This window comes from Winogradskyella ouciana (genome assembly GCF_965284585.1).
GTDB lineage: Bacteria > Bacteroidota > Bacteroidia > Flavobacteriales > Flavobacteriaceae > Winogradskyella > Winogradskyella ouciana.
In genome coordinates this window covers 3216983-3231165 of record NZ_OZ260095.1, presented here as the reverse complement: position 1 = coordinate 3231165, position 14183 = coordinate 3216983, and the positions used below count along the sequence as shown (strand labels likewise).

Annotated in this window: 14 protein-coding genes and 1 pseudogene; 4 read left to right on the top strand and 11 right to left on the bottom strand. The window is 34.1% G+C overall.

Annotated features, from left to right (window positions below; genetic code table 11):
• Positions 1 to 40 precede the first annotated feature (40 nt).
• Entirely contained in the window at positions 41 to 361 is a 321-nt protein-coding gene (locus tag ACQ65V_RS14360) for a DUF6660 family protein (protein WP_430468456.1), read from the bottom strand.
• 547 nt (positions 362 to 908) lie between these two features.
• Here ACQ65V_RS14360 and ACQ65V_RS14355 point away from each other — a divergent pair.
• A pseudogene (locus tag ACQ65V_RS14355) lies at positions 909 to 1879 on the top strand (IS110 family transposase).
• 49 nt (positions 1880 to 1928) lie between these two features.
• Here the strand turns inward: ACQ65V_RS14355 and ACQ65V_RS14350 are convergent.
• Both ACQ65V_RS14350 and ACQ65V_RS14345 read right to left on the bottom strand, forming a co-directional pair.
• Positions 1929 to 3065: a putative phage abortive infection protein gene (locus tag ACQ65V_RS14350; protein ID WP_430468455.1), complete on the bottom strand. Its 1137-nt coding sequence runs from the start codon at positions 3063 to 3065 to the stop codon at positions 1929 to 1931.
• 163 nt (positions 3066 to 3228) lie between these two features.
• Positions 3229 to 3426, bottom strand: a complete 198-nt coding sequence (locus tag ACQ65V_RS14345) for a hypothetical protein (RefSeq protein ID WP_430468454.1) — start codon at positions 3424 to 3426, stop codon at positions 3229 to 3231.
• Positions 3427 to 4051: 625 nt separating this feature from the next.
• Between ACQ65V_RS14345 and ACQ65V_RS14340 the strand changes: the two genes are divergently transcribed.
• A complete protein-coding gene (locus ACQ65V_RS14340; protein WP_430468228.1) occupies positions 4052 to 5017 on the top strand; it encodes an IS110 family transposase in 966 nt (321 codons plus the stop codon).
• A gap of 42 nt (positions 5018 to 5059) precedes the next feature.
• Here ACQ65V_RS14340 and ACQ65V_RS14335 read toward each other — a convergent pair whose 3' ends face one another.
• The 3 genes from ACQ65V_RS14335 to ACQ65V_RS14325 all read right to left on the bottom strand — a co-directional run bounded on the left by ACQ65V_RS14335 (position 5060) and on the right by ACQ65V_RS14325 (position 7820).
• Positions 5060 to 5641: a hypothetical protein gene (locus tag ACQ65V_RS14335; protein ID WP_430468453.1), complete on the bottom strand. Its 582-nt coding sequence runs from the start codon at positions 5639 to 5641 to the stop codon at positions 5060 to 5062.
• 158 nt (positions 5642 to 5799) lie between these two features.
• Positions 5800 to 6855 carry a type I restriction endonuclease gene (locus ACQ65V_RS14330; RefSeq protein WP_430468452.1) on the bottom strand — a complete coding sequence of 352 codons (1056 nt, stop codon included), beginning with the start codon at positions 6853 to 6855 and terminating at the stop codon, positions 5800 to 5802.
• A 257-nt stretch (positions 6856 to 7112) separates the two neighbouring features.
• A complete protein-coding gene (locus ACQ65V_RS14325) occupies positions 7113 to 7820 on the bottom strand; it encodes a hypothetical protein (protein ID WP_430468451.1) in 708 nt (235 codons plus the stop codon).
• 255 nt (positions 7821 to 8075) lie between these two features.
• Here ACQ65V_RS14325 and ACQ65V_RS14320 point away from each other — a divergent pair, with 255 nt between their 5' ends.
• Positions 8076 to 9041 carry an IS110 family transposase gene (locus ACQ65V_RS14320; RefSeq protein WP_430468228.1) on the top strand — a complete coding sequence of 322 codons (966 nt, stop codon included), beginning with the start codon at positions 8076 to 8078 and terminating at the stop codon, positions 9039 to 9041.
• A 44-nt stretch (positions 9042 to 9085) separates the two neighbouring features.
• Here ACQ65V_RS14320 and ACQ65V_RS14315 read toward each other — a convergent pair whose 3' ends face one another.
• The 4 genes from ACQ65V_RS14315 to ACQ65V_RS14300 form a co-directional block, all read right to left on the bottom strand.
• A complete protein-coding gene (locus ACQ65V_RS14315) occupies positions 9086 to 9982 on the bottom strand; it encodes a hypothetical protein (RefSeq protein ID WP_430468450.1) in 897 nt (298 codons plus the stop codon).
• Positions 9983 to 10183: 201 nt separating this feature from the next.
• Positions 10184 to 10633, bottom strand: coding sequence for a DUF4268 domain-containing protein (locus ACQ65V_RS14310; protein WP_430468449.1), 450 nt, complete (start codon positions 10631 to 10633; stop codon positions 10184 to 10186).
• Position 10634: 1 nt separating this feature from the next.
• A complete protein-coding gene (locus ACQ65V_RS14305; protein ID WP_430468448.1) occupies positions 10635 to 11309 on the bottom strand; it encodes a ZIP family metal transporter in 675 nt (224 codons plus the stop codon).
• 10 nt (positions 11310 to 11319) lie between these two features.
• Positions 11320 to 12051, bottom strand: a complete 732-nt coding sequence (locus ACQ65V_RS14300; protein ID WP_430468447.1) for a class I SAM-dependent methyltransferase — start codon at positions 12049 to 12051, stop codon at positions 11320 to 11322.
• 145 nt (positions 12052 to 12196) lie between these two features.
• Here ACQ65V_RS14300 and ACQ65V_RS14295 point away from each other — a divergent pair, with 145 nt between their 5' ends.
• Positions 12197 to 13363 (top strand): THUMP domain-containing class I SAM-dependent RNA methyltransferase, encoded by a 1167-nt coding sequence (locus tag ACQ65V_RS14295; RefSeq protein WP_155087833.1) that lies wholly within the window; start codon positions 12197 to 12199, stop codon positions 13361 to 13363.
• Between the two features lie 8 nt (positions 13364 to 13371).
• On the opposite strand, the gene ACQ65V_RS14290 is transcribed toward ACQ65V_RS14295, so the two are convergent.
• Positions 13372 to 14172 carry a class I SAM-dependent methyltransferase gene (locus tag ACQ65V_RS14290; RefSeq protein ID WP_430468446.1) on the bottom strand — a complete coding sequence of 267 codons (801 nt, stop codon included), beginning with the start codon at positions 14170 to 14172 and terminating at the stop codon, positions 13372 to 13374.
• Positions 14173 to 14183: the final 11 nt, after the last annotated feature.

Below are 14183 nucleotides of genomic sequence, written 5' to 3'. Positions count from 1 at the left end.
TTTGTAATTAACTAAATAATTGATTTAAAATCGATTTGTTTTAGCTGATTACTTGTGGCGGATGCCAAATATTGGAAAGGAAATTAAACCCGTAAATAGGTTGATATGTAGAAATTAACTCCGTTGAGATTTCAATATTAAGTTTTAAATCAAATGTCTTGATGGGTTCGTAAGTAATTGTCATACCGCAACAATTACAAATACAAGTTACAGGACAAGAATCGTCGCTATCTTCTTGGTGGTTGTGATTAACACTTATCTCGTCTTGATGCTGCTGGTCTTCTATATTTTGACCATCAGAACAAGGCTTTGCTGAAAGCAATAGTATTATTAAGGATAATATGATTGTTACAAATTTCACAATTACAAAGATAAAAATTTAATGATGCAATGGTTGTGCAAAGTTTTTTATTCCTATTGTCAAGAACGGAATTAGCGTTGGCAAAGAAACAGCTCTTTTATTTTTTTAAGCGTTGGCTTTTCGCGTTGGCAAAAAAATAAATGTGCTGTTTGCGCGTTGGCTTTTTTAGTTCAAACTTTCAATTTCAGAATGATTTTTCGCATTATGCACAACGGTTTTGTGTATGGTTAGTTGCGTGTTTCAGCAACTAATTTAGTAAACAAAAACGAACGCGAGAAAATTCTGAAGGAATTTTCCAAGTAGGCAACGACCAAAGCAATTAATTATACACGGCTTAAGTTTACAATTGATTAAATTAGGTTAATAAATCAGAAAGAACAAAAGAGAGGATTAAGGTTATTATACACGTAGAAGCCTAGACTTCGTCAACATTGAAAATCCCCTCTCTTTTCTACACAGATTTCGTACAGTTCTATGAGGCCTTTAGGACCTCGATTTTAAGTCGTTGAAACTCGCGTAGTTTGTCCTTTCAAAAAAACATTTTCTTATGAATAAAGGTATTAAATATTTTGGTATCGACATCAGCCATTTGGTATTTGACGTTACGGATTCTGATGGCAATTACCATCAGTTCAAGAACAACGAATTTGGTTTTAAGAAGTTCGCAAAACTTTTAGATGGCAAGAGCCATTGCGTTATGGAAGCTACGGGCTATTACCATTACCAGCTAGCTTACCATTTGCTGGAGTCCGGTATAAAAGTATCGGTAGAAAACCCATTATCAGTGAAACGTTTTATACAGATGGGACTATCCAAGATCAAGACCGACAAGAGCGATTCAAGACTTATCTGTGCATACGCACAACAGGTAGAATTAAAGCTATGGAAAGGAAATTCTAAGGAAGAAACAGAATGTCTTCAGATCGTCAGAGCCCTTTCTGTATATACAAAACAAAGCACTATGCTAAAAAACAAATTGCATGGGGAAGCTATTTTAGGTGAGCCAAGTAAATTGGTTGTAAGGTCATTAAAACGAAGTTTAAAACAGTTGGAGAAAGAGATAAAAACCTTAGAGGACAGGCTTCTGTTATTAGTAAAACAAGTCCATCAAGATTTATTGTCACGATTAGAAACCATACCAGGAATTGGTAGAAAAACAGCGCTGATGTTAGTGGTCTTGACAGGTGGTTTTGAGCGTTTTTCTAGTGCAAGCGAGTTATGCAGTTACGCAGGATTAACACCAATAATTAGACAGAGCGGAAGCAGTGTCAATGGACGAGCACGGATTAGCAAAATAGGGAATCAGAAACTAAGAAATCTATTGTTCATGTGCAGTTTTAACGCCTGTAATACAACAAGGCCTGCCGAGATCTTTACGAGCGAATTGTGGCCAAGGGAAAGAGCAAAAAACTGGCATTGATCGCAGTGTGCAATAAGTTGTTAAAACAAGCTTTCGCTATTGCAAAATCGGGTTTAATATATGATGATACTTATAGAAGTACCTTAGTGAAAAATTAATGAGATTTTACTTGTTTTTTACCACAGTACTTTGTTGTACGCAGGCTTTTTATATTTCCATAATTTCATCTCTGCTTTTTAAGCTTGATTTCGGTATTATTTCCATTTTATCTGTGTATTCATCATAATATTTGATGTCAGTATCAGGGAATAAAAGGTCGTCAATATTCAGGTTTTCTATTAAATCGTAATATTGAACCAGTTTCTTCGCTTTTGGAAAAAATAAAGCATTATAGAATAAAAGTAAAAGTTCTGTATTACTCATTTGTGCTTGTAAAAATTGAGAGTATTTTTTAAATTTTTCTTTTATTCCTTTTATAGCGATATTTTCGTTATTGATATAAATCCCAACTTTATCTCCATTCATTTCGTTAACTACGTTGGCACTTATTTCTCTTTCCTCGTTCTCTTTTATATACAACAGAATATGATAGATATTCCGAAAGTAATGGCTCAATTGATTGTTGAATCTGTTGTAAACAATTTTAAAAATTATCTTAGGATATAAAGAAGGATTATCTTCAACTAAATCATATGATATTGAATAATGCTTTTTAAATTTTTTTAAAAATTTTTCACTTCTTTCTTTATCCCAATATTCGTCTTCTATTTCCGAATCTGCTTCTAATATACTTTTAGCTTTTTTCGATTTGGTAAGATTACTCTCTAAGATTTCTTTTTCTTTTAGTAAAATTTCCTTGATTTCTTCAAATGCTGAGTTGCCTCTTGTGTAGTCATTTTGATTAGATTGTGTTTCGTAATTGTAATTTTTTTTCTTTATTTCCGTATTTAGTCTTATTTCGTTTTGGTTTTTTAATAAATTGAAAAAAGTGTTTTCAAATTGTTGAGTTTTAAAAACCAGTCTTGTGTCTTTTAGCTCTTCTAATTGTAGACTTAGTTCTTTACTTTGTAGTCTAAGAGCTAAGAAGAATAATATTACTCCGGCAAAAGACCAAATTGTTCCTACGATTCCACCAATGAAATCACCAATAACACCTGTTAGCTGTTGGTCAATCGACTCTCCACTTTCTATAAGCCTTACAGATGTTGAAATCTTGCCTATGAAAACTATTGTTATGTATATTCCAATGGCTATACTTATAATTGAAATAATCAAAAGTATAATTCCGAAAGAACCATATTTTTTATGGGCTTGTCTTAATTTGTATGATATATAGTCTTTCAATTAGTTCTGTTTTTTAGCTTGCGTACAACGGTCTCGTATAACCGTCAGTTACGGGTTTTAAATTACTATTTTTCGATTAAGCACTGACGCTCGCAATTCCGAGTGGATTCGGACGTAGTCGAATCCGCCGTAATTGCGGTTATACATTGTTGTAAAACGTTTTTTATTTTCCATTTCCTCGATAATTCGGATTCGCCATAAATTCTCCAATGATTTCTCCTTTTTCGTCCACTTTCCAAGCTCCTTTTATGAATTCGGGTGGAATTTCTTGTTTTCCTTCAAATTCTTTGTCCAGAACATAAACCCAACCATTCGGATTATTTTTAGCTTCTTTAATCAGTTCAGGATTATTCTTATTCATCAGATGAAACTTAAAATGGAAAGACTTTAGGATTTATCTCATAAACTATCTGAATGATTATGGTCAAAATTCCAGCGATAATTATTGGTAAAATTGTCCATCGCCACTTCACTTTTTTTGTCATTTGAGTATTCCATATTAATATCAGTCCAAGTGTATAAAATGGAATAGCAAAAATCGTTGATGACGGATTTAATAAAAAAATCGAAGAAAACGCTAATAATTGTTTTCCACCGCCTTTTTTAAACCTTTCAAAATGATATTTAATTCTTTCGCTCAAATGTTTTACAACGTGTTTGTGTATGGTTAGTTGCGTGGTTAAGCAACTAATTTAGTAAACAAAAACGAACGCGAGAAAATTACGAAGGAATTTTCCAAATAAGCACTTGCCAAAGCAATTAATTATACACGTCTTAAGTTTACAATTGATTAAATTAGGTTAATAAACCAGAAAGAACAAAAGAGAGAATTAAGGTTACTATACACGGTGAGACTTAGATCTCGACAACATTGATAATCCTCTCTCTTTTTCTACTCTTATTTCGTTCAGTTCTGTGAGACTTTTAGATCTCGATTTTAAGTTGTTGAAACAGTAGTAGCTCGTTCTTTCCAAAAATCAGTTCTTATGAATAAAGATAAAGAAATTTACGGTATTGACATTAGCAAATCAGTGTTCGATGTTTACAGTGAGAGTGCTGGTCACCTTCAAATGGCAAATGACCAGAAAGGGTTTAAGTTGCTACTGAAAAGCTTACCTGAAAGAGCTTTGGTTGTTATGGAGGCAACCGGTTATTACCATTACAGGTTGGCTCAATATTTATACAAGAAAGGAGTTGAGGTATCAGTAGTTAATCCTTTATGTGTAAAACGTTTTATCCAGATGAAACTGGCCAAGGTAAAGACCGATAAGAGCGATGCTAAGTGGATCTGTGAATATGGTCAAAAGAACGAAGTTCCGCTCTATAATGCCTTAACAGATGTACAGGCAGAGTGCCTGCAACTCTTTAGATTATTGGATGTGTATGTAAAAAAGAGCACGGCGACCAAGAACAAGCTTCATGGTGAAACAACCTTGGATATTCCATCTAGAGTCGTTTATAAATCTTTACAGAGAAACTTAAAACATCTTAAGAAAGAGATTGAAGTATTAGAGCTTAGGTTGCTTGAATTAGTAAAACAAGATCAAGAGCAACAATTGACGTTATTGCAAACCATACCAGGTATCGGTATGAAGACGGCACTGTTTTTAATAGTGGTTACAGATGGATTCAAGAAGTTTGAGAGTGCCTCACAACTTTGCAGTTATGTAGGTATCACACCCACAATAAAAATATCGGGAAGTAGTGTAAGAGGCAGGAGCAAGATCAGTAAGGTTGGGAATAAAAAGCTGAGAAATTTATTATTCTTGGCAGCCTTTTCAGCCTGTAATTACAATAAGGCTTGCAAGGCATTGTTCGATAGGATTGTGGCCAAGGGAAAGAGTAAAAAACTGGCATTGATAGCAGTGGCGAATAAACTGTTGAAACAAGCTTTTGCTATTGCAAAAAGCGGATTGCCATACGATGAAAACTATGTTTCAAAATTAGCTTAAAATTGCTTGTTTTTTAACTCAGTTCTTTGTTGCCAGTAGTTTTTATTCCGCTATAAACTTTTCAAATTCCGATTTATCTATTTTCTGAATTATCGTTGGATTTTCCATTTTAAATTTTCCAGATTCAGTTACCGAAACGATTTTATCATTCGGTTTCTCAATAAAATATTCGGATGTATTATTTCCAAAATTATATTTCGACCACGCAAATGTCCCTTTTTTATTGTCTTTTTTGTAATAATCAGTTTCAGATTCTGCATTTAGAATTCCGTATTCAATTATTTTTTTAAAGTGTCCATCTGTTGATTCAGTTTTCCACCATTGGGTTTCGAACTGTTCTGAATGATATTCTCTATTTTCCCAATTATCTCCAATTTTTGGTATTCCGAGTTTTTCACGTTCCGAATTAAATTCAATTCCGTGATTCTTATTTATCGGTATTACTAATTCGTAGATTGCATTCAAACCAATTAGAATTCCCACGTAAACAAATCCTTTGAATATTCCTATTCCCATAGTTTTAATTGAGAAAGTAAATTCTTTTGGGTCTTTTTTATAGTCATAATAATATGCGATTCCGATCGGCACAATTATTAAAAATATTATCAAAATTCCGTATATCATTCGTGGTTTCTTAAATTACTGGCAACGGTCTCGGCTATGAGTAGTTGCGTTGGTTAGCACTTAACTCTGCAAGTACACACCAAGTTGGAAATTCCGCAGGAATTTCCAAAGTAGGCGAGAACAAGCAATTACTTATAGCCATTGTTGTAAACAGTTTTTTATTCGTTATCGTAAAATTCTATCGTATTCAAGAGTTGTTTTTCGAAGCGATAAATATCATCTACTGATTCGATTTTCTCTCGTGTTTCATTTTTGTCTTGGTCAAACAGACTTATGTACTTAACTCCTCCGTTTAAATGAAGTCGGCAAATTGGTTTTCTGTTGTTATCGTCTAATAAAATTCCGAAATAAGATTGTGTGTCACGATGTACAATTCTTTCTTTTTCGATTTTTCTTCGCAAAATTGCAACTACAATTTGATAGCCTTCCTTTTCTTCTTCGGTAGTTTCAACCTTACTTTTTGGTTGTTCCTCAACTTGCTCTTCCGCTTGTTGTTTTTCCTGCTCTTTGTTCAGTGCGGAATTCAGTCTGTCGTTTACTCTTTCGCTAATTATTTGGTTAAACGCTTTGTTTACGATTTCTGTAAATTCCTCCATTACTTTAGAAGTCAAACGTCCGCTATAAGCTTTGTTTGCAAACAACTTGACAAAATCTTGAGAAGGTTCCGCAATTTCTTGGTCAATCAGAGATTTTATTTCACGAGTGTATTTTAAATTACTTGCATTATCTACAATTGAGGAAATATCAAATTTTGACTTATGGAATTTTTCAATTTCCTTGACAGTACTTTCTTTTAGTTTAGTAATGTCAAATTCCAAAAATGGTTTTTCGTCCATTTTATTGGTTTCTTCCAAATCCGTGTAAAATCTGTATTGTATTCCGTTTGTCAAAAGTGCGAAACGAGTTTTTGAAACGTGGAAGTATCTAAAAAGTTGAGAGTTGTGAACATCTAAATTTTGTTTCCAATGTTTACACTCAACTATTAAAATCGGATTTCCATTTTGAAAAATGGCATAATCAACTTTTTCTCCCTTTTTTAGTCCTAAATCGGCTGTGAATTCAGGTACAACTTCTGTCGGATTGAAAGTGTCATATCCTAAAATGTTAATGAACGGAAGTGTGAAAGCGTGTTTTGTCGATTCTTCAGTGTCGATTTTGTCTTTCAGTTGGTCGACTTTCTCAGCAAGTCCTTTAAGTTGGCTGTGTAATTCCATATGTTTATTTTATTTTCTGTGTTTTTTCAAAATTGTTTACAACGGTCCAGTATATGAAAAGTAGCGCTGAAAAAGTACGCAAACCATTCGGTTGAACTCAAGCCGAATTTTTAAATTTTTTCTATTTATCTTTCTTTTCTCAAATAGCCAAATTTAAAAATTTGGCGACCTCGAAAAAAATGCCCGAACCTCTGTGTTAGCAAATGCTCGCGCTATTTTTTATATACATTGTTGTAAGTAGTACTTTTTGCGTTTCATTACTCAACTATATATAAATATTCTTCAAAAAATAATCTTCTCTCATATCCTTTTTCGTTCAGTTTTCCTCTTTCCACAACTGCACCTCGAATTCTTTTTTTCCCGCTTGTTTCGTAATCCAAGCCAAATTCAGATATATGATGAAATGGGAAATCTAATTCAGACAATTCTGGATGTGGAATTCCGTCGTTTATTAAACTTGGAAATGTATCAAGTTTTATCTCGAAAAAGTTTGAATAATCTTCTTTTAATTTAGCATCATCAAACGGTAAAAGAATATACATATCAGATTCATAACTAATAGTTGGTTCTCTTAAATAAAATCTTAAACGAGTTACTTCTCCTAATGGCGTTGTGTCATTTATTATAGTTTGGTAAAAATTACCTCCGATTGTATCCTTTTCTTTATTAACAAGCCAAATCTGGTTAGCGTATTCTTCTCCATTTATATTTAGATATTCAACAATACTATCTTCAACAATTTTATTTGCTACTTTGAATGAAACTTTTCCAGTCCTGCCAACGTAATTGTCTTTTAAATCATTTTTGTTATCAGATTTACAAGACAAAATGAGAAAACATATAATTAGAAGATAAATATTTCGCATTATTTTTTTTTCAGTATTACTTACAACGGTTTTGTGTATGGCTCGTTGCGGAAAATCAGCTATGATTTTCCGCCGTAACCGAAAGATAGCAAATTGCAATGAATTCCGATTAGGAATTCAGCTGCAATGAGCTATACACGTCTTAAGTTTACAATTGATTAAATTAGGTTAATAAACCAGAAAGAACAAAAGAGAGAATTAAGGTTACTATACACGGTGAGACTTAGATCTCGACAACATTGATAATCCTCTCTCTTTTTCTACTCTTATTTCGTTCAGTTCTGTGAGACTTTTAGATCTCGATTTTAAGTTGTTGAAACAGTAGTAGCTCGTTCTTTCCAAAAATCAGTTCTTATGAATAAAGATAAAGAAATTTACGGTATTGACATTAGCAAATCAGTGTTCGATGTTTACAGTGAGAGTGCTGGTCACCTTCAAATGGCAAATGACCAGAAAGGGTTTAAGTTGCTACTGAAAAGCTTACCTGAAAGAGCTTTGGTTGTTATGGAGGCAACCGGTTATTACCATTACAGGTTGGCTCAATATTTATACAAGAAAGGAGTTGAGGTATCAGTAGTTAATCCTTTATGTGTAAAACGTTTTATCCAGATGAAACTGGCCAAGGTAAAGACCGATAAGAGCGATGCTAAGTGGATCTGTGAATATGGTCAAAAGAACGAAGTTCCGCTCTATAATGCCTTAACAGATGTACAGGCAGAGTGCCTGCAACTCTTTAGATTATTGGATGTGTATGTAAAAAAGAGCACGGCGACCAAGAACAAGCTTCATGGTGAAACAACCTTGGATATTCCATCTAGAGTCGTTTATAAATCTTTACAGAGAAACTTAAAACATCTTAAGAAAGAGATTGAAGTATTAGAGCTTAGGTTGCTTGAATTAGTAAAACAAGATCAAGAGCAACAATTGACGTTATTGCAAACCATACCAGGTATCGGTATGAAGACGGCACTGTTTTTAATAGTGGTTACAGATGGATTCAAGAAGTTTGAGAGTGCCTCACAACTTTGCAGTTATGTAGGTATCACACCCACAATAAAAATATCGGGAAGTAGTGTAAGAGGCAGGAGCAAGATCAGTAAGGTTGGGAATAAAAAGCTGAGAAATTTATTATTCTTGGCAGCCTTTTCAGCCTGTAATTACAATAAGGCTTGCAAGGCATTGTTCGATAGGATTGTGGCCAAGGGAAAGAGTAAAAAACTGGCATTGATAGCAGTGGCGAATAAACTGTTGAAACAAGCTTTTGCTATTGCAAAAAGCGGATTGCCATACGATGAAAACTATGTTTCAAAATTAGCTTAAAATTGCTTGTTTTTTAACTCAGTTCTTTGTTGTACGTAGTTTTTTTATTCATAAATATAAATGTGAGTCATAATCGGTTTGTCCTCTTCAAGATATTTAGTTGTTTTAGCAATTCGGTTTTTTTCGTCGTAAACAGTTGTTAATTTACTAATAAATTCGCCTGTCTCAGTCGTTGCTAATTCCTCTAATTCTTGTCCATTTTCGTTAAGTTTATACTCACAGATTTTTTGAGGTCTATATTCCCAACTTTTGCTTTTGTCTTTTAAGTGTCTTGGATTTCCCTCATAATCGTACCAAGTCATAGTATATTTATAACTGTTTTCTTGATATTCATAGAGTTTAGTCCAAATAAGTCTATCCTCGTCAAAGGATTTCTCTTCTTGGATTCTACTTTGATTGTCATAAGTCCAAACGTATCTATTTTGACTACTCCAATGTTTTTCGGGCGCATTATATTCTATTTTCCGACCAAGGTTATCGTATGAGTAAAAAGTTTCTGAACTTAATTCCCATTGACGTTCCTTTTCAAAGTCGTCAGAATTTAAGTTGTCCTTAAATGGCGTTCCTTTTTTTAATACACGTTTATAATCGTAAGCAATTCTTCTTTCCAATAAGTTTTTGTTATTGTAGAAAAATTCCATTTTTGAACTGTCACAACAAATGCCTTTGAGATTAGGACGATACTTTATAGTTTTTGTAAGCAAAGTATCTATGTAAATATAGGTTGTGTTCACATCGGATATACTATTTGCATTATCAGATTTATAACCTCTATATTCCTCATAGATGACCAAGCTATCTGAATTAAACTTAACCTTTTTGACAATTTTAGTATTCAAGCTGTCAGTTCCCTCGTACTGAAGTATTTTGTAATCAAAATATTTTTCTTGACACGAATAGAATAAGGAAAATAGAAATACTAAAATCAGAAGTTTATTCATTGAGTTCAGGGTTTGGTCAAAATTACGTACAACTCGTATATAACTCTGTATTTACGTTTCTGTTACCCAATATAAGAATTATTTCAAAACCCTTATTAACAATGACCTGAAATAAATTGTATTACCATGTGTTTTGTATAACGTTCGGATTGTTTAAATATCACGATTTATACAAAATACCTGTATAGAAAAGCAAGGTGCTTATGGCTTTATAAAATCCTTGTACTCCTCAAAAAAAGCTTCAAACAAGGTCATATTTACATTAAAGAATTCCATAACTACTTGCCAGGTATTTTTGTTGTGAATGGATACGTTTTGGTCTAATGGCACGTAGATGCGTGAGATTTCCTTGCCATTGTCTAAATAGTAGTCTTCCTCATAAATGGCGTTGGGTAAGTATTCAGACTGTAAGATACCTTTTAAGGCTACCAATTTTTCCCAGCAGTTAATACGGTTTTCTAAATCATCTTCTAGGTCTAGCGCAATTAATGCAGACTTCGTATCAAAATGAAATTTAAAGGATAGGCCTTTTATTTTGGTATTGTACAACAGCCATCCTTGCCTGCCGTTAGGCAGGTTTCTTGGAAATGATTTTCCAAAACTGGTCCAGAATTCCTGGCGGAGTTGTCGGCTTTCTTCTTTACTAAACATTTTAAATAAAATAGGCAATCAATACTCCCAAACAAATCGCAACCAGTTTAGAGAGGTTAAACTTGTGGCCTTCACCGGTTTCAAACAAAATGGTTGTAGAAATATGCAAAAAGATACCGATAACAATCGCATTGACAATATCTAAATAGCCTGTGGCTAAATCGGTATTGTTAGAAATATAGGTGCCTAAAGGTGTCATTATTGCAAAAACCACTAAGAAGCCTATAATCTGTAACTTACTATAATTAGACTGCAATAAAAAGGCACTAATCAGCGCAGCAATTGGAATTTTGTGAATTAAAATACCATAGACCATATCATTATGCTGATGGATCGGGAAACCTTCCAACAAACTATGAAGACAAAGACTTAAAAACAGTAACCACGGAAACTGCGTATTATCCTTATGAATATGTACATGGCCATGCTCAGCACCTTTTGAGAAGAACTCTAAAATAATCTGAAGCAAAATACCGCACATTATAAATAGACCTGTTTGTTTAGCGTTGAGATGATGGTACACCTCTGGCAATAAATCAAAAAGGGTTAATGCCAATAAAAATGCTCCACTAAAAGATAATAATAGTTTGGTGCCAATGGACTTTTGCTTTTTAGTTATAAAAGCAATGACCACACCAATAATTATAGCATAAATAGGGAAGAGGTACTTATTCATTGAATTCAATTTACTTAAAAATCATAATCAACCGTTCAGAGGTTTGAGCATGGTAGGTTTTTAGTTTGTAATCACCAAAAACATCCAACAAATATACTCCGGCTTCTTCAAATAAAGCTTCAAAGTCCTCTAAGGTGAAGGCTTTTACACGCTCTTGAAACTCATAGTGTTCACCATCAGCATCAAAACTAATGTCTTTTACAATGTAGCCATCCTTAACACTGCGATTTTGATGGAAGTCAATACCCTCAACGGTTTTTATATCTTCTGAAACCAATTGATCCATCACGTAGTTGACGTTCATAAAGTCAATGACTCCAAATCCAAAATCGTTGAGTTCTGCCTTTATGGATTTTATCGTTTTGAGGTTACAGGTTTCATCTTCAAAATACCCAAAGCTTGTAAAGAGATTAAAAACGGCATCAAAAGTATCAGGATACGGTTTGCTCATATCATGCACATCAAATCTTAAGGTGTCATTTTCAAACTGCTGGGCGTGTTTTATGCTTTGCTCAGAGAGATCAACTCCTGTAACATCAAAACCTAATTTGTTTAGGTATATGGAGTGTCTGCCTTTGCCACATGCCAAGTCCAATATCTTACCACCTTCTGGTATGTTAAGATAGTTGGTGAGGTTATCCATAAAAAGCTGTGCTTCAGAATAATCCCTGTCCTTGTATAAAATATGGTAGTAAGGCGTGTTAAACCACGAGGCGTACCATTGTTTTGTTGGTTTTGTCATATATATGATATGTCCTGCAAAAATAGCTTAAATTTGCAATCTATTTGCTCGCTATTCGAGTTTTGAATTGAATACCTTATCAAAAAAGCACCAAGACATTTGAAATAAATAGGTTGTGGACTTTGAAAGAATTACATTTTAGTACATGGACAATAATTTTAAAATGGTGGCCAAGACCTTATTTGGCTTCGAAGATATATTAGCAAAGGAATTAACTCAGCTCGGTGCTATGGAAGTAGAAAAGGGCGTGAGAAACGTAAGCTTTGTGGGTGACAAAGGGTTTATGTACAAGACCAATTTGGGTATTAGAACGGCCATTAAAATCTTAAAACCTATTAAGTCCTTTAGAGTAGCAAGGGAAGAAGACCTTTACAAAAATGTAAAGAACATTAAATGGGAAAACTATCTTAAACCTTCAGGTTCTCTGGCTGTTGATGCCACGGTTAACCATAGTGTGTTTACCCATTCGCAATACACGGCTTTAAAGACCAAAGATGCCATTGTAGATCGTTTTAGGGAGATGGATGGTACACGACCTAATGTGGATTTGCGCTTTCCGGATTTAAAAATCAATGTGCATATAGACCGTCAGCGCTGCACCATTTCTTTGGATACTTCTGGTGAATCACTGCATAGAAGAGGGTACAAAACGGCAACCAATATTGCTCCTATCAACGAAGTACTGGCAGCAGGATTAATTATGATGAGCGGTTGGGACGGCCAAACGGATTTTATGGACCCAATGTGTGGTAGTGGTACCATATTGGCCGAAGCGGCTATGATTGCTTGTAATATTCCGCCGAATCTAATGCGAAAGGAATTTGCTTTTGAACGCTGGCAAGATTGGGATGTGGAATTGTTCGAAACCATAGAAGAATCCTTATTGAAGAAAACCCGAGATTTTCACCATAAAATTTTAGGATACGATAAGTCACCTTCGGCTATAAGAAAAGCGAAGGAGAACATTAAAAATGCGCACTTGGATGAATTTATACATATTCAACATGAAGATTTCTTTAAGACCCAAAAGGCAGGTGATGAGAAATTGCACATGGTGTTTAATCCTCCGTATGGTGAACGTTTAGAAAACCTGAATGTTGAAGAGTTTTATGGTAATATTGGTACCACCTTAAAGCATGGTTACCCTAATACCAACGCTTGGCTTATCACATCTAATCTTGAAGCCTTAAAACATATCGGTTTACGACCTTCTCGAAAAATAAAGGTGTTTAATGCCAAGTTAGAGTCGCGATTGGTGAAATATGAAATGTATGAAGGCAGTAAAAAGGCTAAGAAGCAAAACCAAGATTAGGTTTCGGTTTATTTTTTAACGATCCAAATGTCTTGTGGCACCCAACTTTTATGTTCTGAAGATTGAACGATGTGTTCTAAAACTTCAGTTTTACTGAATAAAGATTGCACAAATGCCTTTGGATGAAAAGCAGAGTAAGTGCGATGGCCTTCCTTTACATTTCCTCTTACTACAATATTGCCTTGGTTATAGGTATTAAGTTCCGAGTCATTGAGCTTTATCTTAAAATTATCTCCTTGCATGGTTAAAAGCATGATGCCATTGGGTTTTAAAACACGATATAACTCATTAAACCAATCGTAATGCATTTGCTCAGATAGATGGGTAAATATTGAAATGCCATAAATCACATCCATGGAATCATCTTCGTATGGCAAACTTGCCAACAATTTATTTTTGTTGAAATGGATTCCAGGTAGATTTTTAGAGCACCAAGCAATGGATTTTTCATTGTAGTCCGTGCCAAAAAATTCACAACCGTTATTTATAACTTTAGGCATGTGCCTTATGATGCGTCCAGGTCCACAACCCCAATCTAAAATGCGTTTGTTCTCTAATTCAATGTGATTTTTGAAGTGATCCGTTAAGGATTTTGCCATCTGTAATCCACCGTTATAGTACTTATCGTAATTCATCTGAAACGACTCATACATCAGATAATCTAGTGGTAACTTTACATTAGGATGCTTTTTCTTAAAGGCAGCATTGACTTTGCTGTTCTTATATTTTTGAATACGAAAGCGTAATAAATCCGTTAAGTAGATTAATTTAAATTGTCTTAATAGCGTGGAGATTTTCGCTTTGTTCATTCTTGTTTTTT

Excerpts from the sequence above, each read along its gene's own strand:
- ACQ65V_RS14335 (WP_430468453.1), bottom strand. The coding sequence starts at position 5,641 with ATGATATACGGAATTTTGATAATATTTTTAATAATTGTGCCGATCGGA.
- ACQ65V_RS14310 (WP_430468449.1), bottom strand. The coding sequence starts at position 10,633 with ATGTTTAGTAAAGAAGAAAGCCGACAACTCCGCCAGGAATTCTGGACC.
- ACQ65V_RS14315 (WP_430468450.1), bottom strand. The coding sequence starts at position 9,982 with ATGAATAAACTTCTGATTTTAGTATTTCTATTTTCCTTATTCTATTCG.
- ACQ65V_RS14345 (WP_430468454.1), bottom strand. The coding sequence starts at position 3,426 with ATGAATAAGAATAATCCTGAACTGATTAAAGAAGCTAAAAATAATCCG.
- ACQ65V_RS14330 (WP_430468452.1), bottom strand. The coding sequence starts at position 6,855 with ATGGAATTACACAGCCAACTTAAAGGACTTGCTGAGAAAGTCGACCAA.
- ACQ65V_RS14340 (WP_430468228.1), top strand. The coding sequence starts at position 4,052 with ATGAATAAAGATAAAGAAATTTACGGTATTGACATTAGCAAATCAGTG.
- ACQ65V_RS14305 (WP_430468448.1), bottom strand. The coding sequence starts at position 11,309 with ATGAATAAGTACCTCTTCCCTATTTATGCTATAATTATTGGTGTGGTC.
- ACQ65V_RS14300 (WP_430468447.1), bottom strand. The coding sequence starts at position 12,051 with ATGACAAAACCAACAAAACAATGGTACGCCTCGTGGTTTAACACGCCT.
- ACQ65V_RS14320 (WP_430468228.1), top strand. The coding sequence starts at position 8,076 with ATGAATAAAGATAAAGAAATTTACGGTATTGACATTAGCAAATCAGTG.
- ACQ65V_RS14295 (WP_155087833.1), top strand. The coding sequence starts at position 12,197 with ATGGACAATAATTTTAAAATGGTGGCCAAGACCTTATTTGGCTTCGAA.
- ACQ65V_RS14290 (WP_430468446.1), bottom strand. The coding sequence starts at position 14,172 with ATGAACAAAGCGAAAATCTCCACGCTATTAAGACAATTTAAATTAATC.